This window comes from Candidatus Xenohaliotis californiensis, from assembly GCF_963930935.1.
Lineage (GTDB): Bacteria > Pseudomonadota > Alphaproteobacteria > Rickettsiales > CAWVOK01 > Xenohaliotis > Xenohaliotis californiensis.
Genome location: NZ_CAWVOK010000033.1, coordinates 58,082 through 81,372 on the forward strand (window position 1 = coordinate 58,082; position 23,291 = coordinate 81,372).

A 23,291-nucleotide genomic window follows, 5' to 3' on the forward strand; every position below is an offset into this window, starting at 1 on the left:
GCTGCTCAAAATAATTGGATGACATAATGCAAGCAATTGTCATCTACAATTTAAATGCATAGTTAATTTCTCTAGACCTTCTTGCATGGTTAATTAACATGGAAACAAAATCATATTGCTAAGTTATTTTAACAAAATAACAAAACCATTGTCTTTAAATACATCAGTATTAATACTTATGGTTGTCAGCTACACCAGTCAGCATAGAAAAAGTTAAACTATATTACTAGGTTATTTTGGCACCTGAATAATCTTATTTGTAACCAATCCCCTTCCTACCAAGCTAGACATTTGATATACTGACAAATGCAATGATGAAATTTCTGCACCAAAATCTGCTATTTGTTGTTCATAAGTATATTTTAAATAACATGATCCATCTAGTGTTTTCTCATCAGCCATTTGAATGGTTTTTTGTTTTATTGTATTATGTAACACATCAATTTGCATAGTTCTTTTTACTGTATTATCTTTTATTATGTCAACATCATATCTTTCATAATCTTCATCTAGTGCTACATCAACAAAATCCCTCAATTCACCATTCACACGACATCTGCGTACCCAGCTAATATCAATAGATTTATCACTGTTTTTCTTACTACTTATGTTTACCACTGAGTAAGGTTTTAATGCATTAGCAACATATGTTAATTTTAATACATTATGTGCATTTATATCTTGTAAACTTGTTGTGTGAGCAGAATTAGCTGCCATTTGATCAATTGCCAATGTTTTAAAAATAAACTCAGAACCTATATCTTTTTTATTCATAGCAAAAAATACAGCATTTTTATCTAACAATATAAAACGATCATTTACCATATGTTTTGTTACACAATCCTCTGTGCCCAATCTACCACGAAGCAAATTAGTTAATTTATATGTGTCCTCAGCTAACAACTCAACACTTTGAAACTGAATTATTTCATCGCCAACTAATGCAGTATTTGCACCATCAAGAAATTCATCTATATCAACACTCTCTAACAATCCATAATGTAGTGTTACAAGAAGTGAGTTTATATTATCAATTGTGCAAACACTATCAGGATCACCCAATTTATTAACAGTAAAGCCCATTGTTGTTGGTGTTTCTATATTTGCTAATTGCTCAAAAGAGCTATCTTTACCTCTAGCAACATATACTATTGCGCCAGACCAATCCTTAGATTCTGAACACACGGCCATTGTCAAACCACCAATGCCACTCACATTTGGCAAATCAACAACTGTAAATATCAAACTAGGAGTACCAATACTAGCACTGGATTTATAATTAACATTTATTACCTCAGCAGCCCATCCATATAGTGTCTGCTTAACATGCTGTACTGCTTGTATCCTCAAGGAACTACCTTGTCTTATATCCACAATACGCAACACATATTTATCATTGCCTGCCATAAATTCAATAACATCACCAATACTTAAATAACAGTATTGTAGTGGCAACTTTAGCAAGTATATATTACGCTCAACCCATATTTTCTCTAATATTGCTTCAGCCATAGAGTTTGCATAGGCATCAATAAGTGCCACAGGCATTAAAACTGTCAGATTCTTGGTATGTTTTATAGTTGATGATGCATCATCTAGTTTTGCATTTGTTGTTATAGTGGCATAGTTATTAATGCTACTAAAATAATTAAGCATTATAGATTTAGGCAATGAACTGTATCCTACTCTACGTATTGATAAAACATTTTTATCTTGCAACCAGAGTAAATCATTATTGGATATTATAAAATGTCGTGGAGTAAGATTTGATGTTGCAACTACACTCCCATCTTGACGTTGTGCAATATCAAAAAAATAAAAAAATCTAAGAGCATCAATAATCTCACCTAGAGTTATTTCACTGTTAATTATAAGTCCATGTACATAGTCAGCTAATCCCAATGTGTCAACTTTTATACCACTTCTTTTAAATAAATATTGCACAATGCTGTTTAGAGTTAATGATCCAATTTTTCCTTGAATGCTATGGCTTAACATCCAGTTTTCTGTATCATCCCAAACATTGTAAAGTGCTGGAAAAAATGGATATGGCCTAACATCCCAATACCATAGAAACATGTGATCCACTACACTGGAAGTAGCCCATCGTTTAACAGTGCCAAATATTGCAGAATATTGTGCCTGAAAATCTACATTGCCCCATGATTCTAATGGTAAATTAGGTGATGTATTATTTTTATTATAAAAAACATATGGCTGTGAAGCACAGGCATCCATGCTGCTAAATCCATAGGCAGTGAACCATATTTTCTTTAATTTAGGTACCCATAAACTATTAGATCCATCTGATCTCTGATGACTAGATTGCCACCATAATTCAATATTTTTCCATGCAGATAGCTTTTTATTATATTTAATTTGTTTGGTCTTTCTTGCTGAATCTGCATAGTAATAGTCATAACCCTCACCACTATTCCATCCATTGACTATAGTGTCTATATTATATCCTATTTCACTTTGTGACTTTTCAGTTAGTGGGAAATATGCATTAATACCCACAAAATCAATACTATCTGATGCCCATAAAGAATCCATACTCCAATCTAACTCAGATGAATTATACTCATCCCACCCAGCTGCATACGTAATGTATACATTATGACCAAGCAAATTTTTTACATTATTAGCAAGTTTAATAAGTCCTTCTACACCTGGATATTTAGCACCATCACATACTGATGTAAGTCCTTTTAATGATGAGCCTATTGAAAAGCAATCAATTTTATCTTTAGTAATTGTAGCATAATGTATTATAAATCTTACATAATCTGAATTGTCTGAAAAAAAATCAGCTACGCTAGCACTACTGCCAGTAATTTTATTACTCCCTTGACCTTGTAAATCCTCAACATATATCATTGGATTCAGCATAATCTTATAACCCCTTCTCCTAATTTCTTCAAGTAAACTAATTAAAGATTTATCACTAACTGTACCTCCATAAATCAATTCACCTTTGCTATTTGAGAATGCCAATCTTGCATTCTTTCTTGTAATTCCTGCAACTAACCACTTACTAGGTGATGTTGTAAATCCATCTCTATACTCTACTGTTGGATATATGGAACATGAGCCACAATTTACGCTGCTTGCAAACCATGCAATTGCAACAGATATCCATTCTAGTTTAGAAAAATTGTTGGATAAATTATCTAGTGAGAGAAGTGCATCAGCTTTGCTTGTATTGCTATTTGAATTAATTGGTGTAAACCCTCCTTTCTTGTGATATTGATCAAAGTACTGATAAACTGAAATCTTGTTTTGCACTACAGTATCATAGGAAAATTCACCAAAACCTGGGCCAATATTAACTGCTTTAATTAAATCTAAAGAATTATCTCCTTTAGAAATCTTTTTAACACAGGAAACCTCAAACGTAAATGTTGGCAGTTGATTGTTATAACTTGCAAGAGGAAATTCAGTAATTACAACATAACATAAACCACGATATGCAGGAGTTGCCTTATCTAAAGAATGCATTGTACTATCAGGATCTTGCTCTTCAGTGCCTTTGTATATTTTGATATTAATTTTATCCATATCAATAGGACTATCATTAGCCCACATTCTAACAACACTATCAACCTCTCCCTCACATAATCCTATTGCAAGAGTTGCATAATACATATATTCTACACCAGTAAAATTATTACGTGGCTTAAATAGATTTATACCTTCAGTGTTTTCAACAACAGGCACTTTCTTAACAGGCAGTGCCCATATTATATTGCCAGCCAATTTCATAGAACCAAACACTAAAGGTATTTTTTTGCTATATGTTGCACCTTGTATTGTTATATTTGCAGTGTTTTGTATGCTATTTGCTTCAGAAAATTTATTTATACCAAAAATTTGACGATCAATATAATTTCCAGTAATAGCACCAAGCAATCCACCAGTGCCACCTGCAACAATACTACCAACCGTTGAAAGTGCTAATGTAGCCATTAAATACCTCTTAGTATAAAGAAAAAATACCAACTAAATTTTTACCCCAATACTTGTCAATAGATGACTCAACAACCATGCCAAGATCTATATATGCATGAACAAAAAACCAATTATTGCAATTGTATCCAGTAATAATACCAAGATGAGCAATACCATAATCTTGTGCAAAAACAACCACAGCACCTAAAGAAAGACTTTCTTTTACATATAAAAATCTATGAAGCTTACTAAGCATTTTTATTCTGCTCAATGCCTTGGGATATCTACCTTTTGGTAACACAGAGCACAAACAAATGCCTTTAGGATGCAGATCTAATGCATTGCTAACTCCCACCACTAAACCAACACAATCACAACCTCCAGAACTATAACTAGTTTTTTTAGTTCTCGCTGCATAGATAAACCTAGTACCAATCCAGCTGCTAGCTTCTAGTGCAATACTGGCACCAATCATTTAACCACAACTCTTGATCCATTTTCATTTACAGGAATATATGGCTCACCTCTGAAGTTTATGCTGTTGCCAAACTTAAAAAAACATGCTTCAATTGTTTTTTCACAACCAGGAGTAATATTATATTGATCACCTGCTGTTATTGCAAAATCAGGAGATGTTGTTAGTGCAACCTCACCATAAACATGTTTTTTTATCGTAAATGTGGAGCCCCTATTCAATCCCGAAGTGAATATAATTTTCCCAGCAGTATAACGTCCTGAATCAGGTATTAACCTACTGTCAAAAAAAACGCGATTACTAGTAGCTCTCTCTACTGTACCTGATACACTAATTTTCGTTAAATCTATTTTACAAAGAGCATCACCTATTGATGCTCTGCATAGCATAGAATATGATGCACAAATGTTGTTTGATGATTTAGACAAAACATCTTCAATCTCAGCTACAAATGTCTCACCAATAATTTTAATAGCATTAATATAGCCATGCCTAACTAAAACTGCAGGCTTAAATTCATCTTCTGTATCTATCAACAAATAATGAATTTCAGCACCATCATATAATCCTGAAATTAAATCATGTCTTTTTATAAGTTTACTATCAATTATTCCATCAATTTCAAAGCCACCATTATCCATTTTGATACTTTGCGATAATTCACTTGGGTTGAAGCTAATTGTGGCTATATACATAGTACCATTGTGCACAATGTCATTATCATGGTTAGTGAAATATAACGCTGTGCCATCTAATCTAGCAATCTTCCAGCACAATGCTATTGAACTTACTTTATTGGATATCTCATCATTCATAGCTTTAACTCCACTAAATTAATATCTTTCCAAGTATATCTATTTGATTCATCAATACTGGCAATAAGCCTATCATTATCAAAGCGCACAGGTACATCAAAATGAAAGCTAGCTATTATTGCTACATTGTTATTAGGAGGACTATTAAAAGCTATTAATCCAGTCTTTATATCAATCTTAAATTCTGTTGAATCTAGTTGAACCTTATCTAAAAAAATCTTAACTGAATTTGTTGGTTTACTAATCTTTCTTTTATACACATTGCCATTGTTATTATAGATCTTAAATAATTGGTAGGTTTTATTAGAATTATCACCAGTTCCTATGGTTTGTGCTTCAACTTTATAGTCTAGCCAATCTTTAAATCTAAATCCAATAGCCTTGCCATGCATTGCATAGAAAAAAGCTAGTAACTTTTGCATTTGTTCTTGATTTTTTACGCCATGTGACACATTGTATCTATTGCGAGCCTCTATCCAATTAATATTACGATACTCTTTACCACTGCTAGTAACAGTGATTCTTGTATAGAACTCAGGGCCACCTACAGCACCATATGCAATATCTTCAGGGAAAAGTGATTCAACAAAATCTATCATAATTCTGTACTAATATTAGCTAATATTGATTATAGTTATGAGTTTCTTATTACCAAAGCAATAGTGCTTTATATACTGCTGTTGCTATGCATATTTGCTAATTTTTCATAAATGATTATAATATATTAAAGATAAACTATTTGGTTAACATAGTGCTTGATAAAATGCATAGATTTCATACTATTTTGTCTGAATTATATCATTTGTCTTTTGAAGGCATAGTATTTGGAGCTACAGCTGCAATACTTTCATTACTTATTGCACCAATGCAATACTTAAAAATTATGAGACAGGAAACAGGTAAAAAATATCTTAATATAGCTAAAAATTCATATAAAATGCATGGAATTAGTGTATTTTTTAGAGCTGCAATTGCATATTCATTGCTAAATTTTGTTAGCTCAGCCAGTTTTGGCGTTTCTAATTATTTTTCTAATTTACTATTAAAAGACAAACAACTTTTATTTTTTGCACCTATGCTGCGTTCATTGTTAGGTGGTTTAATAGAGACATTAGCTACTTTACGAATTGAAATACGTGAGATTAATAAAAATAAAGGCAATAACAACAAAAATGAAACCAGCTTACTGACAATGGCACTTTTAATCTTAATGCGCAATAGTGTATTTTGGCTTGGTGCAACTATTTCCTTTGAGATTACCAAAACTTTTAATCTTAATGCTATTATAGTATTTTGGTTAACTTTACTTACAGGTTTGTTTGCTGGTATATTAAGCACTCCTGTTGATGCAGTTGCCACTAGAGTATGTGGTGCAGAAAAAACAATTAATATAATCAATGCCTGTCACCAAATTATAAAAGGAGATAGAAATATAGTATTTGCAGGCACAGTAATTCGTATACAGCAAATTATTTTATACACAATACTCACAGAATGGGTTATGGAAGGATCAAAACAATGGATAAATATTGTCTTCTCAATAATATAAAATAATTACAATGTAATTAATTAATTATATATTATACAATCTTTACTATGAAATCTCAATTTAGATGCAAACATCATTTAAGGAAGCTCTATAATTTAGGGCATGCACTAAAAAGCAAACAGAAAAAAGAACAATATACTCAAAGAAAAAATATTACTAATAGAAACTTTAGAAATAAACGACATAAAAATACATTGAGAAATATTGATAGAAATAGAGTTAAGACTACTCAAACCCAAAGACAAAGTACTCCTTGTAAAATTACTAATAATAGCTTAAATAACAGAATAAAAAACTTTAAACTAAGCAAGAATGCTAGAAAAAATAATTATAGAAATTATGTTAATCGACTAGCAATACATGGCAACAGGAATCATTCAACATCAAAAAAACATAGTTCAAATAACATTACAGGCAATAAACTAAGAAGAAAAAAATTAACTAAAACCAACAACCCCTCCATCAATAGCCATACCTACCCCAAATTAGTATCTTATAGTCCTGATGATCAGCTAGTTCCAATAAATAGGCCTACTGATTCAAGTCCCAGATCAGTATCTTATAGCCCTGATGATCAGCTAGTTCCAATAAATAGGCCTACTGATTCACTATTGACAATTGATCCAAGTGATGCTGAAGAAGATAGACTGACATGGGAAGCTATTAAACAAAAAAAGTTAAGATTAAGCAATATCTCAAGTAGAACAACTAATCTTCCTGCCATCCATGCCTCTGCATCAGTATCTTATAATCCTGATGATCAGCTAGTTCCAATAAATAGGCCTACTGATTCACTATTGACAATTGATCCAAGTGATGCTGAAGAAGATAAATAGGCCTACTGATTCACTATTGACAATTGATCCAAGTGATGCTGAAGAAGATAGACTGACATGGGAAGCTATTAAACAAAAAAAGTTAAGATTAAGCAATATCTCAAGTAGAACAACTAATCTTCCTGCCATCCATGCCTCTGCATCAGTATCTTATAATCCTGATGATCAGCTAGCTCCAGTAAATAGGCCTACTGATTCACTAGATGAGTTAGTGACAGCTCTTGTAGAATCCTACAGCTCACCTGTTGTTAAATTTGGCAATCAAGCTACACTAAGCTTTGATGAAAATTTAAACAATCCTAGTACCTCATCTAACTCTAATTATTGTGATGACCATTTTTATAATAAACATTACCTGAACAAACATAATTTAAAACAAAAAAAAATAACTATACCAATACATCCAAAATCAACAATATTGTCTGCAAAATCTTCAACTATGCTTCTCTCTAGACAAAACAATAAACATAAGAAAATATTACAAAATCAACGTAAATACTATGATGATTCTCTTATAAACAGGCTTTATGCTATAGCAGATAATAATAGCCCTGATAATAATACATTCAAACTTCACTGTGCTACATTTGATACTTTACTAAACGTTCATGAGGCTATTGAAATGCAGGTACCTAATCCTACAAATTCAGAGGCTTTAGCTTATAGAAATGAATTAAAACAAAAATTTAACAATGCATTAAACTCTGATGGTCGGGCAATGCTTCTAATGCCTTTTTCAAATGGTAGCACATATTATGAAAATGGCAATAGGAGTTCAACAGGATCCCATTGGACTCTTGGTGTAGTGGAAATAAGACTTGATCACAACAAATTTCACGTATCATATAGCCTTATGGATTCTTTTGGATCTGCAACATTAGAAAATATACAAAAAAATTTTCTTATTGGTGTTGCAAAAAAATTTACAGAACTATACAGTGGCAGGATGTTAGATATAACATATAGTCATAAATACATTAGACAATACAATCTACAAGGTTATGATTCATATATTTGTGGTGGCATAGTTGTAGAATTTATGAAAAAAATCCTTTCTTCAAGAAGATTACCAGAAGATAATTTAATTGTGAATAGTGATCCTGCTAGCATAAGAATGAATCATTTAGAAGACATTATGCAACACAATAGAGATCAATTAAATAGTGGTGTTTCTAGATAGATAGCAATCAAAACCATAAATTAGCAAGTAAATAGTAAAATCTTTATACATAAAATTATCCTATAACTAATTTTGCCCTAAAAAATATTTATTAATTCTAGGTAAACAAACTCATTGTTTATTGAAATAATATAACAATACCAAACTCCACCTTGGCAATAGTGTTAACTACTCAACCAATATATTTCTATTATTTACTAAACAGGGTAATAAAATCTAATTGTTTAAAGTTGTTTAATGTTAATCTATTGTTGTTATACATTATTTAATATTTTATATTATGATATATGTTTTATAGATGGTTTACTGATGCTTTGTCAAAATGAACTAGCAATACAATTGTCTAGCAATGCAAGTATTACTGACTGTATTGTTATAAATAGTATGCTTATAGCACATACATCACCATTAGACCTTATAAATGCAATATCTTTCTTACAAGATAATAATTTCTGTAAATTTACAACATTAATTGAGATATTTGCAGTTGACTATCCAGATATAAAAATGCGTTTTGAGGTAATTTACTCCTTACTTAGTATAAAATATAATCAACGTATTTGGCTCAAGACTATGGCTGAACAACACCAAAGCCTTAACTCTATTGTAAAAATTTTTAATGCTGCAAATTGGTTTGAACGTGAGGTTTTTGATATGTATGGTGTAAAATTTAACAACCACCCATATCTACAGCGTATACTCTTAGAAAATGACTTTGAAGGATATCCATTGCGTAAAGATTTTCCTTTAAGTGGCAATTATGAGGTTGGTTATAGTGAGATTGAAAAGGATGTTATAAAAAAACCAGTTTATTTAGAGCAGTCCTATAGACATCTAAATCAGATAAGCCCATGGAATGATCAATAGTATTTAATAACTATAATTAATAATTTTAATTAGACAGCATATGAAAATTATTTTATAATAAAAAATATAATTTTGTTATATATTTGCTTATATCTCCTATCTATAAGGCTAATTATTATGTTTGCAAAAATAAACAAAATATATAGACCAACAAATATACTATCTTGTATACGTAAAACAATAAAGGGAAAAAGTAACTGTTTGTTGTATGACAATAATAGCTTTACTCTAGAAATTAAATTTCAAGATATATCACATAATACAGAAGGAAGACAATTTGCCAAATGTTGTTTATCAATTAGTGTAAAAAATGCTATCAGTTTAGCACTTGAAGAAAAAGTTCTTGAATCTATTATAACAGCAGGTGATTACACAGCATATGGCTATACTAAATTCCAAATGGTATTATGCACAAATAGTGATATGGCAAAATTCTCACTTCTTCTTGCAGATAGCGATATCACAAACAAATTAACAAATGATGGGGTGTGTATATTCCATCCAAAAACAATATCTTTTACCAACAAGAGTAGAAAAAATCTTATAGAAGAACCACTTAATAGTAGTGTCAATTTAACAAACTTTTGTATGCCAATATTGCCTGATAGATTGGAAGAAATGTCAGCAAGACAAAGCCAAACAAATCAAATGATACGTTGTATTAACCCCCCTCCTCAAGATACTCCAACATCATTAAGCTTAACATCATCTGCTGTCCATAATGAAAGCTATCAATTTCATTCTGCACCAGCACAATCTTTATGTATTGAATAATTTCATTATAAAATTGCTATCTTAGTGCCATATTATATGTTTACTAAATTAACTTTATCCTTAGCTTCTGTGGAGCTAACAATATATGTAGTTAAAACTCATTGTTCACAGCTAATTTAATAATGTATCATTAGTAATTATAGAATGATATAGATACACTTTATTCAGGCTCAATCCTGCAAATTTTTACTTTAATGATAGATTCTATAACATTTATAAAATCTTACACAGTGTCTGGTATCAATATTAGAAGTATATAAAACTAATGATATACAAAATTACTAGAATTCTCTCTTAGGTAACTTGAAATAAAACTAATTATCTGAGCTTAGAATGTCTTTGTACTAAGTAAAGCAAGACAACAACATTTAAAATAAACTCACTATCCACAACATTAAATAAGTGTAACAAACAATAGAATTGTTACTAGCTAATTGCATTTTTTATATAGCAATGCTGTGATAGCATTTATCTTAGAAAGATTTTGTCCACAGGGATAGCAATACAAACCAATACTATTAGTGTAGTTAAAAAAATTGCAAACAATGCCCATGAGCAATTTTCTTTTATTGGCAATGCTTTATCACTCCTAGCTTTCTTTAATGATTGTAATACAATTGGTGCTAAATATAACAAACTAAACAATGAACCAACAGACAAAACACATACCAACAATGTAGTAAGCTCTTGACCAAATGCTTGTAGAATTAGATATTTACTAACAAATCCTATTGTTGGTGGAAGTCCAATTATTGATGCTGCAGCAATAGTAAAACAGGTCATAGTGAATGGCATTACCCTAGCAGTACCACGCATTCCAGTAACAGTAGTTTTACCTGTATTTTTATAAATAACTCCAGTACAAAAAAATAGTGTTATTTTGGCAAATGCATGAGCCACCATGTGAAACATTGCAGCAATAAAGGCCTGTTTAGTTCGCAAGGATGTTACCATTGATATATAAGCTAACTGTGCTATTGTTGAATATGCTAAACGTTTCTTTATAACATTCTCCTGCAGAGCATAAACTGATGCATATATCATAGAAGCAATTGATATATAAGTTAGTACATAGAATGGTTCTTGTGTTTGATTATTAACAACATTAAGTACAAAAAATACCATTCTTATAATTACAAAAACCCCCATTTTTACAACAGCAACAGCATGCAAAAGTGCACTTACAGGCATTGGCGCTACCATGGCCATAGGGAGCCAAAAATGAACAGGGAACAAAGCAGCCTTAGCTGACCCATAAAGCATACACAATAACAAAATCAACAACTCATTATTTTGAATAGTTATCGTAGAATTAATACTGGCATGAAAATCAAGAATTGTGGGGTTTAAATTGTAAAGATAAATAATTGCTGGCATGAGTAATGCCATGGAAGTAGACAACAAAGTAAACAGATAAACCTTAGCAGATTTATTTGCTTCATCTGTTTTATTATAACGCACTAATGGATAAGTGGCAATTGTCATTAATTCATATGCCACAAATAACGTTATCATATTTGCAGCAAATGCTGCTAAAAATGTAGAAAATATAGTAACAGCAATTAAAGAGAAAAAACTTCTTACATCTTCCCAATCTTTCATATATGTAATTGCATAAAAAACAGTGCACATCCAAAGAAATGAAACACTTAATGCAAACACAATACCAGCAAGATCAATCTTCCAAGCAATTGCTAGCCTAGGCATTATATTAAATAATGAAAAGCTGAAATACCCTCCAGTGAAAAATATTAAGGCAGAATACAGCATAAATACAAAACAAAACAAACAGCCAATAGTTGTAAAAATCTCCAACAATAGACGTTTTTTCACAGGAATAATTAATCCAAAAATTGCAACCACTAAAGGTGATAATGTGGCTAGCAATATGGATGAGCATATTGAAAGCATTGTAAATCATAAAATAATCCTAATGGTAACAAGAATAACAATAAAATAAATTCTTTCAAGCTTTTGCTAGAATTCATTGCTATTTACTTAGTGTAATTAAAATTTAACTAATTAATTTTATGTATATCTAAAATAGAGCTCTGTTATTTAAAATGTTGCAACAAACCAGTATTATACGTGAATTCAATAAAAGTGCATTTTCTATTATAGAAAGCATGATTGCAGTAGTTGTAGTTAGCATGCTAACTGTTTTCTTAATGGATGCAACAAACTTATACTACACAATCAGTGGCATGCGCATTACAGAAGACAGAATGGCAAAAATAAATGATGCATTGCTATCATATGCAAAGATCAATGGCCATCTTCCATGTCCAGCATCACTAGAAGCATTAAGTAAAGATGTATCATTTGGCAAATCTGTTAACTGTAGCAGTGTTAGCAGTGGTAATGGCATAATTGTTAGTGGCAAAAATGAAAAAAAGATAGTACATGGCACCATACCAATTAAAGAACTAGGATTACCTAGGAGCTATATGTATGATAAATGGCACAGAAGATTAGCTTATGTAGTAATTGCAAATCTAGCAATAGACAAAAAATCATTCACAACATATAGCATAAAGTCAGGTGATGCACCAGTATTGGAAATAAAAAATATACAAGGCAAAATAGTATCTGCAAGTGGCATGGAACAACCAGCTTATTTATTGATAAGCTATGGAAAATCTGGAATGGGTGCCCATAACAGTAAAGGTAAAATAATTAATGCATGTGATACAACTTTCTTAGAAAGTGAGAATTGTACTCACAGCAATATTTTTTTATATAGCTCAAGCGTTAGACAAGGATTAAAAGATAATTATTTTGATGATATTTTAAGTTGGTTGTCTTACAGTGCAATCTTAAATGCTTATAAAACAATGTCAACAAGTAGCAGTATAACAAAAAATGTTAGCAATCCTGAGCAGATTAATTTAGTAGTTGATTATTATATAGCAGGAGATACAAGTGTAAAAAACCTTGTTAAAAACGTTAACACAGGAGTTAACCCAGCAGAAATCAAAACTCCAGGGTATTTTTGTGTTGTAGAAGACTGTCAAAATTCAGATATGTCTGCCCTTATGACAGAGAAAAGTACAACTAAGTCCTGTTTAGTTTATGTTGAGAAAAATATTGTAGCACTTGTTAGATCAATGCAAAATAAAGAAATTTTTATAGCACCTGATATTGGTTATCTTAAGGTTGATGGAAATCAAATCAAACTTATTCTAAATCCTGGCATACTACATAAAGCCCAAGGCATCATAACAACATATGGACTTACAATTAAAACTTTAATGATGAAGCCTTTAAGCGCTCAATATAGAGATAAGGGGCTCTATATCATATCACATAGTATAGGGCTTGGATCACTAGGAATTACTGATAACGATGTTGTATATATAGATCATGAAATGATTATTCCTGTTGTTAGTAACTTCAAATCTACCTATCCAATAATGACTTCTGTAATTGATGATACGAGATTCTTCTTAGAGTATACCAAATCCTCCAGTTGGAATATGTTTCACAAATACTAATCTCAACAGCACACTTAAATATGACTCATGCAATAATGCTGTTATTTAGCAATTTTAGCAATTTCTTCTGCTATAGCAGCAGCACGCTTTCTTGGATTTTCACTGTTGGTAATTGATCTTCCAATAACTAAAAAATTTGCTCCATGCTTTATTGCAACAGATGGAGTGGCTACTCTTCTTTGATCATCTTTTGTATCACTATTCCCTCTGATTCCTGCCACTACAGTTAGTATTTCAGGGTAATTATGTTTTATTGAAAGTGCTTCCCATGCAGAACAAACTACCATTGGAATATGAGCAACATGTGCAATATTTACCAACTTTAACACAGAATCCAATGAAGAATTAGAGCTTGTTAAAGTTGTTACACCTACTAGTATTGTCTTTGAATCACCTATTGCATTACTAGCAGCCTGCACCATGTCCAATCCTCCACTCAAATGTATAGTAAGCATCTTAATATCCATTCTAATTGCTGCTCTTACTGCATTATATACTGTATTTGGTATGTCAAATAATTTCAAATCCAAAAATATAGGAACATCTATCTCTTTCTTTATTCTCTGGATTCCTGTAGGACCATTTGCCACAAAAAACTCTAATCCAATTTTAACCATTTCTATGTAATTACAGGTCATTTTGATTAAAGATAAGGCACTGTCTATATCTTTATTGTCAACAGCTAAAATAAGGCCATTTTTATTCACATAAACTCCATCTAATTTTAACTGCAATGCAAAGACATCTTAGTTCATGCTCACTCTAATTTGCATAGAGTGTTCAATAGCATACTTTTTCAATTTTGTCAATAAATAGAGCTAAATTATTACAAACTAAAAAAAGAGTTAACCATTATCTATGGCTAATAACTTCTGAGAAAAACGCTAAAATGCTGTTAACTAGAAAATATATGCAGATTATAAATAGTTACCTAATTTACTGATTATAATTAAAATATTTATTAAAAAAATTATTAACAAAATTGCTGAAAACCTATGAATGTCTTTCATTAATAATTATCCTTATTTGAAAATAACTTTTATATAAAAAAATTAAATTATTAACTAATATTAACTATTAAGTAGCTTAATATACAACATTATAATAAATTTTTATGCTTAAATCTAACCTTTAACATGGCCAGTTATCTATAAATCAAAGCACACAGTGATCTTATATAAATTTTTAACTGTTATTTAAATTTAGTCTTTGACAGCCAGTTATCTATATCTCACTTAACTTTAAGTCCTTAAGCTTAATGATATTCAAAATGTTCAAAAATAATTATTTGCACTGTTCCATATAACAAAAATATTAAATTATACACAAAATTACAACAGAGCACTGCAAAGAATTTACAACAAATATAGATACTTGTATGAATAGTTAGTGTTAATTATAATATAAAATATGCCTGAATTACCAGAAGTTGAAAGCACTAGAATTGCATTAGAAAACATTGTCATAAATAACATTATAACAATGACCAAAGTGCTTAACTATTCTCTAAAAATACCAATACCAAGCAATATAGACACAATACTAGTTAATAAAAAAATTATTAGCATTAATCGTATTGCAAAATATTTGCTAATCAATCTGAACAATGGGTACAGTCTAATTTCACATCTAGGAATGTCAGGTTCATGGCGTGTTAGAGAAAAAACAAAAAAACATGATCATTTTTTATTAAAACTAGATAGCAATCTATTACTGGCATACAATGATCCACGCAGATTTGGCATAATAACTACAGTTTGTACAAAAAATGTAAAAGAACATAGTTTGTTAAAAAATATTGGCTATGATCCTTTTGATCTAGCATTATCTCCAAGTATATTATATCAACTAACCCAACAAGCAAAGAGTAGTATAAAAACCTTTTTAATGGATGGCACGAAAATAAATGGTATAGGCAATATATATGCTTCAGAAATATTGTTCATGGCAAAAATACACCCTACAAAACAAGCTAACTACATATTGCCAACAGAAGCAGAAAATATGCTAATAGCCATAAAAAAAATACTCAAACAGGCAATTAACAATGGAGGAACTAGCATACAAAGCTACATATCACCCAATGAAAAAAGAGGTACTTTCCAAAGCAAGCTTAAAGTATATAATAGAGCTAATAAAAATTGCTATATATGTAATATGCAAATAAAACAAATAAAGCAAAATAATCGTTCAACATTTTATTGTGAAAACTGCCAACAGTAACTAAGGATACTTGTGTTAAAAGTAGCAAGATTTTTTCTTCATATAGTGTATACTATACTAATGGCTGTAGCCATATTGTGTATAGTAATAACATGCACAATATATTGGTATGGCAGACATCTACCAGATCATTGGCAGCTATCTAACTATCAACCACCAACTGTAACAAGAGTCTATGGTGCACAAGGACAGTTAATAGCAGAATATGCTAAAGAGCATAGAATATTCACTGCAATAGAAGATATACCAAAACATATTATAAATGCATTTATTGCTGCAGAGGACAAAAATTTCTATAACAATCAAGGTGTTGATTTCTCAGGAGTTGTTAAGGCTGCAATAAAAAATGTATACAAACTTGCAGATAATAAACGCATGGTTGGTGGCTCAACAATTACACAGCAAGTTGTCAAAAACTTCCTTCTCAGTAATGAAAGAACCCTAAAAAGAAAAATAAAAGAAGCTATACTTGCATATCGAGTCAACTCATCTTTAACAAAAGATAAAATAATGGAATTATATCTTAATCATATTTACTTGGGCAATGGGTCTTATGGCATATCTTCAGCAGCACTTAAATATTTAAGTAAATCAATTAATGAAATATCTATAGATGAGGCAGCATTACTTGCTGCACTACCAAAAGCACCGAGCAAGCTAAATCCAATAAAATCTCCAAGGGCAGCTGAGCAAAGAAGAAATTGGGTGCTACAAAGAATGTATGATGATGGATACATAGATGAAGTGTCAAAAAAAATCTTTCAATCTATACCACTATCAATAACGACATCTAGTGATCAACATCTGATTCATAATGATTTTTTTGTAGAAGAAGTACGTAAAAATCTAATAAAAAAATATGGAGAAGATGCACTATACACTAATGGATTAACAGTGCATACTACACTAAATCTATCTTACCAAAATCTTGCAAAAATAGCATTAAAAAATGGGTTAGAAAACTATGACCAAAAGCATGGTTGGCGTGGTGCAATACAAAACATAGCAGATGAACTTCTAGTAAGAGACTATAATTGGGCTTCATACCTCATTAACATAAAACAACTCTATCCAAATATTGCACCATGGAAAATGGCTGTAGTGCTTAATATTGAAGATTCACAGGCAGAAATAGGTCTAGAGAATGGCTCTCTAGGAACTATACTGCTATCTGATATAAAATGGGCTAAAGCTTGGATTGACAATAGTAACACTGGGTCAATACCAAAAAAAATGGAACAAGTACTAAAAATTGGTGATGTAATTATGGTTAGTGCAAATATAAAATCCTTAGGCTGCTATAATCTAAAACAAATACCAAAAATAAATGGTGCTATTGTAGTTATGGAGCCAAACTCAGGCAGCATACTGGCTATGGTTGGTGGCTATAACTACAATGAAAATCAATTTAACCGTGCCACCCAAGCATTAAGACAGCCAGGATCTATCTTTAAGACATTTGTCTATCTTGCTGCTTTAGAAAATGGTTTAACTCCTAACACAATTGCTTTAGATGATCATATATCAATTGAACAAGGAACTTATCTGCCATTGTGGCAACCAAGAAATATTGGCAACACTTTTATGGGGCCAATCACTGTAAGAACTGGTTTTGAGCAGTCACGTAACTTAATAACAGTAAGACTGGCAAAATTCTTAGGAATGGATAAAATAAATGATACAATAAAAAAACTTAATATACACAACAAACCCTTGAACAACTATGCTTCAGTACTTGGTTCAGAAGTGGTAAGCCTAATGACTATGACAAGAGCATATGCCATAATTGCCAATGGTGGCTACAATATTCAAAACCATATGATTGAGAGAATACAGGATGCTAGAGGATCAGACATCTACAAAGTGGACTATTTGAAATGTGCAAGATGCAATTTGCTAGAAACAGCACAAGATTTCCAAATGCTAACTCCATTACCACCATTAATTCATAAAAACTCAAAACAGCTAATAGATCCAGTGCATACCTATCAAATGACCTCTTTACTTGAGGGTAGTGTAAAAAATGGCACATCTAAACCAGCCAAGATTAAAAATCAATTTATAGCTGGCAAGACAGGTACCACAAATGGTAATATGGATGCATGGTTTATAGGGTTTACCAATAATCTAGTAGTTGGTGTATATACTGGATTTGATAGTCCAGAATGCTTAGGAAAAAAAGAGACTGGCTCACGTATAGCATTGCCAATATTTAAAAATTTTATGTTAAAAGCACTTGCAGAACAGCCATCACAACCATTTAAAATACCTATTGGTGTAAACATAGTAACAATTGACCAAACAACAGGTGTGCCTATTAAACAAATCACAAATCCAAATATGAATAACATAATGCATGAAGCATTAAGAATAGGCGAAGAAGATAAAATATTATCTATAATTGAGCGTAAACATTATTATGATGCAGACCATAACAAATGGATGATAGCAATTAATGATGATGATTTGGATGAAATAATTAATGAATTGTCTGAGGATATAAATAATGACACAATTCATTCAAACACTGCATTAACCAACAATTAGCAGCAGCACAGTAAAACACAAAAATTCCCATAGATTAATCTTTTCATCAGTAAACTTTACACAACTATAGTTTATACATAGTGCCAGATACTGATGAAATCTTAAATTATAAACTATGTGGAATGACTCCACCAACTCTTAATCTTATCAAAAAAACCACTGGCAGATGGACTCGATCTATCAGCCAATTCCTTATCAAGTGACAGTAGTATATCTTTTTGTATTGATGTTAAATGTACAGGTGTTTCCACTACTATTTCTACATAAAGATCTCCATTTCTGCTACTCTTCATAGACCTCATGCCTTTGTTCTTTAAACGAAATTTACTTCCAGTTTGTGTTCCTTCTGGTATCTTAATTGAATATTTATGACCATCAAGATGAGGAACTTCAAGATCACAGCCTAAAGCAGCCTTTGTCATTCTAATTGGAATCTTACAGCACAGATCATCACTTTGTCGGTAGAAAAAATCATGCTCCATAACAGTAACAACTATAAATAAATCACCAACTGAGCCACCACGATAACCAGCATGACCCTCACCAGATAAACGCATTTTTGTACCATTTTCAATGCCAGGTGGAATTGTTATAGAGAGTTTTTTCTCATGACGAACTCTACCTTCTCCACCACAAGCTGAACAAAACTTTACTATTACTTCACCAGCACCAGCACAATTTGGACATGATCTCTCTATAGTAAAAAAACCTTGTTGTGTGCGCACAACACCAATGCCTTTGCACTGTTCACAACGGGATGGCCTTGCACCATCTTCACTACCAGTAGCATGACATTTTTCACATTTCTTAGTGGAAATAAATGACAAATTAACTCGTTTACCTTTATATGCTTCAGCTAATGTTATCTTTAATCCTTGTCTAGTATCATCACCACGCACAGCAGAAGACTTACTTCTTCTACCACCACCTTGAGTGCTAAATGGTGAAGTCCCTCCAAATAAATCACTAAAAATATCTGTAAAATCAAAACCACCAGCATCACCAAAGCCAGCTTGACCAGATACACCAGCGGTACCATATTGATCATATGCAGCTCTCTGTTGTTGATCACTAAGCACCTGATATGCTTCTGTTGCTTCTTTAAATTTAGTTTCAGCATTTTTATCATCAGGATTCTTGTCAGGATGATACTTCATTGCCATCTTTCTGTAGGCTTTTTTTATCTCATCAGCAGAAGCAGTCTTTCCTACCCCTAACAAACTGTAATAATCTTTACTATTTGTCATTGTTATCTAAATTTTAATTATCATCACTAACATTCTTATATTCTGTATCAACAACAGTGTCATCATCTTTCTTGTCTTCTTTAACTTCATCTGATGTGCTAGTTGTAGAACCAGCTGCAGCTGCAGCACTATTGCCATAAACATCTTCACCAATGCTCATTGTCAACTTAGTTAACTCTTCCACTTTTTGTTCTATGGCACTAGCATCAAAGTCATCTTTTCTAATATCTTCTTTTAAATCCTTAACAGCAGATTCAATCTTGCTTTTATTATCTGGATTTATTTTCTCAGCATGTTCAGATAATGCCTGTTCTGCGGAATATATAGATGCATCAGCTTTATTACGTACTTCAACTCTTTCACGAAATTTCTTATCCTCTTCAGTATGTTTCTCAGCATCTTTTATCATGCGCTCAATTTCCTCTTTAGACATTCCACCACCAGACTGTATTTTAACACTTTGCTCTTTACCAGATCCTTTATCTTTAGCGCTAACATGCATTATGCCATTAGCATCTACATCAAATACAACTTCAATTTGTGGCATGCCTCTTCTAGCTGGCGGGATGCCTATAAGATCAAATTGTCCAAGCAATTTATTATGTTGTGCAATCTCACGCTCTCCTTGGAAGACTTTAATAGTAACAGCATGTTGGTTGTCATCAGCTGTAGAAAACACCTGAGATTTCTTAGCTGGAATAGTAGTATTTCGGTCTATAAGCTTTGTAAATACACCACCTAATGTTTCTATACCAATTGATATTGGCGTAACATCAAGCAATAAGACATCTTTTACATCGCCCGACATAACACCAGCTTGAATGGCAGCACCCATAGCCACAACTTCATCAGGATTCACACCTCTATTTGGCTCTTTCTTGAAAAATTCACGCACAGTCTCAACAACTTTAGGCATACGAGTCATACCACCAACTAAAATAATATCACCTATATCATCTGTGCTCTTTTTTGCATCAGCCAAGGCTTTTTTGCATGGCTCTATAGTTGCTTTAATCAAGTCTGCAACCAATGACTCAAATTTAGCACGTGTTATGGCAACTGATAAATGTTTTGGCCCAGTTGTTGGATCGGCAGCTATATATGGCAAGCTTACATCTGTACTATTAGCACTAGATAGTTCAATTTTTGCCTTCTCAGCTGCTTCTCTTAAACGCTGCATAGCTAAAACATCTTTAGTTAAATCAATAGAGCTATCTCTTTTAAATTCATCAAGCAAATACTGCTGTATTCTCATATCAAAATCTTCTCCACCAAGATGAGTGTTGCCATTAGTTGCTTCTACTTCAAAAACACCATCACCAAGCTCAAGAATTGAAACATCAAATGTACCACCACCCAAATCATAAACTGCTATTGTTTTACTTTCCTGTTTATCAATCCCATATGCTAAAGCTGCTGCCGTTGGTTCATTAATAATTCTAAGCACATTTAAACCAGCAATTGACCCAGCATCCCTAGTTGCTTGACGTTGTGCATCATTAAAATATGCTGGAACTGTTATTACAGCATCAGTAACAGGTGACCCTATATAGTTTTCAGCAAATTCTTTAATCTTATGCAAAATAAATGAACCTATCTGTGCGGGTGAGTAAGAATTTGTTTCTTTCCCAGAGACCAACACATCAATTTCACCAGTATTTCCCTGCTTGCACTCATAACCAACCAAATCTAAATATTTACTTACCTCAGAATCATTAAATTTCCTGCCTATTAACCTTTTTGCACCAAAAATAGTACCTGCAGGATTAACAACCATCTGCCTTTTTGCAGGAGCACCAATCAATCTTTCTCCATTTTTGGTTTCTGCATAAACTGAAGGAGTAGTTCTGGCTCCTTCAAGATTCTCAATCACCTTGGGATCAGACCCATCCATAAAAGCAACACAAGAATTTGTAGTACCTAAATCTATGCCCACAACAACATTTTTAGATGCCATAAACAACCCATTAATAGTTATATATATTAAGATATAATGACTATTATTCATTTTTCAATAGCACACTGCTATAATTATCTAGTCAAAATAATTATATTACATAAAACAATATTGTTATAATTCATACAAATTGAGCAATTACATAATATGTTCTAAGCTTTTTTAAAAAATATGAGGGCAACAGTGAGTATAGATTTAATTTTTGAATGTCTCTCTGAAGAGATATTGATAGATGAGCAACTAAATGCAGTAGACCAGTTAACAAAAAATATAAAAGGATTACTCAAGAAACAACAAATACAACACAATGAAATTATAGGATTTTGCACACCAAGAAGATTGGTGCTAATTGTGCACAAAATAATAACTAATAATTCTGAAGAAAGTTATATAAAAGGTCCATCTACAGATGCATCTAGTATAAGCATTATAGGATTTGCAAAAAAACACAATACTACACCAGAAGCACTATTAACATTTAGCATTAGAGATAAAAAATTTTATGGTATTGCCAGAAAAAGCCTAGCTATAACACATACTATAACCAACATACTAACTAACACTTTACAAACAATAAAATGGCAAAAAAATATGCACTGGGGTACACATGAATTAAAGTGGGCACGACCAATTCACAATATAATGTATGTACTTAGTAATGAAAAAGCAAAACTAACACTTGGCCATATAGAATCTAACAACACAACTTACACAGGCAGATTTATAAAAAACAGTGAAAAAAAAGAAATTAATTCAATTGATGAATATATAAAATGCATGCTAGATAACAATATTATCTTAGATCAAAATGAAAGAGTGAGAATATTCAGAGATAAAATTAAAGAGATAGCAGCAGAATACCACATGAAAATATCACAAGACTTAAAAGATGCATCTGCAGTAGCACTTGCAACAGAAATGCCACATGCAATGCTAGTAGAGATAAACCAAACACTAGTTGCAAGCCTGCCAGAAGAAATCATAGTTAGTGTGCTGGAGACATACAGTTTTCTTCCTATGTGGCAAGAAGATGGCTCGCTATCATCAAAAACTATTACAGCAATAAATATACCACCAACAACAATAATTGTTGATGGCTACCGTAAAATGTTAGAATCAAGATTAATGGATGCAATGCACATCTGGCAGCAATCAATTATTCAAGACCCAAAATTACTATACAACAGATTGCAGAGAATCTCATTTTATGAATCACTGGGTGATATGGCAGAAAAAACAACTAGAATAACTGCACTTGCCAAATATCTTGCAATATGGATACCGCATGCACAAATTGACCAAGTTGAAAAAGCTGCCAATATAGCAAAACTTGACCTAACAATGAGTATTACAAAAGAATTCCCTAAACTCCAAGG

18 protein-coding genes are annotated in these 23,291 nt (G+C 31.9%); 10 read left to right on the top strand and 8 right to left on the bottom strand.

Annotated features, from left to right (window positions below):
- Positions 1-231: 231 nt before the first annotated feature.
- Genes AABI72_RS04460 through AABI72_RS04475 form a run of 4 tightly spaced genes read right to left on the bottom strand, consistent with a single transcriptional unit; the run spans position 232 to position 5,840 of the window.
- Positions 232-3,969: a glycoside hydrolase TIM-barrel-like domain-containing protein gene (locus tag AABI72_RS04460; protein ID WP_338364814.1), complete on the bottom strand. Its 3,738-nt coding sequence runs from the start codon at positions 3,967-3,969 to the stop codon at positions 232-234.
- A gap of 10 nt (positions 3,970-3,979) precedes the next feature.
- Positions 3,980-4,426, bottom strand: a complete 447-nt coding sequence (locus tag AABI72_RS04465; RefSeq protein ID WP_338364816.1) for a hypothetical protein — start codon at positions 4,424-4,426, stop codon at positions 3,980-3,982.
- Positions 4,423-5,241, bottom strand: a complete 819-nt coding sequence (locus tag AABI72_RS04470; RefSeq protein WP_338364820.1) for a DUF2163 domain-containing protein — start codon at positions 5,239-5,241, stop codon at positions 4,423-4,425. Before AABI72_RS04470 ends, AABI72_RS04465 begins: the two co-directional genes overlap by 4 nt.
- Entirely contained in the window at positions 5,238-5,840 is a 603-nt protein-coding gene (locus AABI72_RS04475; protein WP_338364822.1) for a DUF2460 domain-containing protein, read from the bottom strand. Before AABI72_RS04475 ends, AABI72_RS04470 begins: the two co-directional genes overlap by 4 nt.
- A 164-nt stretch (positions 5,841-6,004) precedes the next feature.
- On the opposite strand from AABI72_RS04475, the gene AABI72_RS04480 reads away from it, so the two are divergent.
- From AABI72_RS04480 to AABI72_RS04500, 5 genes are all read left to right on the top strand, one after another.
- Positions 6,005-6,790, top strand: a complete 786-nt coding sequence (locus tag AABI72_RS04480) for a hypothetical protein (RefSeq protein WP_338364824.1) — start codon at positions 6,005-6,007, stop codon at positions 6,788-6,790.
- A 47-nt stretch (positions 6,791-6,837) separates the two neighbouring features.
- Complete coding sequence (locus AABI72_RS04485) at positions 6,838-7,626, top strand: hypothetical protein (protein ID WP_338364826.1); 789 nt, start codon at positions 6,838-6,840, stop codon at positions 7,624-7,626.
- Entirely contained in the window at positions 7,607-8,806 is a 1,200-nt protein-coding gene (locus AABI72_RS04490) for a hypothetical protein (protein WP_338364828.1), read from the top strand. The genes AABI72_RS04485 and AABI72_RS04490 overlap by 20 nt, the downstream gene beginning before the upstream one ends.
- Positions 8,807-9,115: 309 nt before the next feature.
- Positions 9,116-9,673: an NADH-quinone oxidoreductase subunit C gene (locus AABI72_RS04495; RefSeq protein ID WP_338364831.1), complete on the top strand. Its 558-nt coding sequence runs from the start codon at positions 9,116-9,118 to the stop codon at positions 9,671-9,673.
- Positions 9,674-9,790: 117 nt separating this feature from the next.
- Positions 9,791-10,447 carry a hypothetical protein gene (locus AABI72_RS04500; RefSeq protein WP_338364833.1) on the top strand — a complete coding sequence of 219 codons (657 nt, stop codon included), beginning with the start codon at positions 9,791-9,793 and terminating at the stop codon, positions 10,445-10,447.
- Positions 10,448-10,915: 468 nt separating this feature from the next.
- Here the strand turns inward: AABI72_RS04500 and AABI72_RS04505 are convergent, their stop codons facing one another.
- A complete protein-coding gene (locus AABI72_RS04505; protein ID WP_338364835.1) occupies positions 10,916-12,049 on the bottom strand; it encodes a complex I subunit 5 family protein in 1,134 nt (377 codons plus the stop codon).
- Between the two features lie 22 nt (positions 12,050-12,071).
- Here AABI72_RS04505 and AABI72_RS04510 point away from each other — a divergent pair, with 22 nt between their 5' ends.
- Both AABI72_RS04510 and AABI72_RS04515 read left to right on the top strand, forming a co-directional pair.
- Positions 12,072-12,407, top strand: a complete 336-nt coding sequence (locus AABI72_RS04510; protein WP_338364837.1) for a hypothetical protein — start codon at positions 12,072-12,074, stop codon at positions 12,405-12,407.
- Between the two features lie 103 nt (positions 12,408-12,510).
- Positions 12,511-13,941 carry a hypothetical protein gene (locus tag AABI72_RS04515; protein ID WP_338364839.1) on the top strand — a complete coding sequence of 477 codons (1,431 nt, stop codon included), beginning with the start codon at positions 12,511-12,513 and terminating at the stop codon, positions 13,939-13,941.
- A 41-nt stretch (positions 13,942-13,982) separates the two neighbouring features.
- Here the strand turns inward: AABI72_RS04515 and pyrF are convergent, their stop codons facing one another.
- Complete coding sequence (gene pyrF, locus AABI72_RS04520) at positions 13,983-14,648, bottom strand: orotidine-5'-phosphate decarboxylase (protein ID WP_338364841.1); 666 nt, start codon at positions 14,646-14,648, stop codon at positions 13,983-13,985.
- A 703-nt stretch (positions 14,649-15,351) separates the two neighbouring features.
- On the opposite strand from pyrF, the gene mutM reads away from it, so the two are divergent.
- Both mutM and AABI72_RS04530 read left to right on the top strand, forming a co-directional pair.
- Positions 15,352-16,164 carry a bifunctional DNA-formamidopyrimidine glycosylase/DNA-(apurinic or apyrimidinic site) lyase gene (gene mutM, locus AABI72_RS04525; RefSeq protein WP_338364843.1) on the top strand — a complete coding sequence of 271 codons (813 nt, stop codon included), beginning with the start codon at positions 15,352-15,354 and terminating at the stop codon, positions 16,162-16,164.
- A gap of 12 nt (positions 16,165-16,176) precedes the next feature.
- Positions 16,177-18,711 (top strand): PBP1A family penicillin-binding protein, encoded by a 2,535-nt coding sequence (locus AABI72_RS04530; protein WP_338364845.1) that lies wholly within the window; start codon positions 16,177-16,179, stop codon positions 18,709-18,711.
- Between the two features lie 113 nt (positions 18,712-18,824).
- Here AABI72_RS04530 and dnaJ read toward each other — a convergent pair whose 3' ends face one another.
- On the bottom strand, positions 18,825-19,958 hold the full coding sequence (gene dnaJ / locus AABI72_RS04535; RefSeq protein ID WP_338364847.1) for a molecular chaperone DnaJ: 1,134 nt from the start codon (positions 19,956-19,958) through the stop codon (positions 18,825-18,827).
- 13 nt (positions 19,959-19,971) lie between these two features.
- Positions 19,972-21,915 carry a molecular chaperone DnaK gene (gene dnaK, locus AABI72_RS04540; protein WP_338364850.1) on the bottom strand — a complete coding sequence of 648 codons (1,944 nt, stop codon included), beginning with the start codon at positions 21,913-21,915 and terminating at the stop codon, positions 19,972-19,974.
- Positions 21,916-22,086: 171 nt separating this feature from the next.
- Here dnaK and AABI72_RS04545 point away from each other — a divergent pair.
- The coding region (locus AABI72_RS04545) for a glycine--tRNA ligase subunit beta (protein WP_338364852.1) at positions 22,087-23,291 on the top strand (1,205 nt) is incomplete at its 3' end.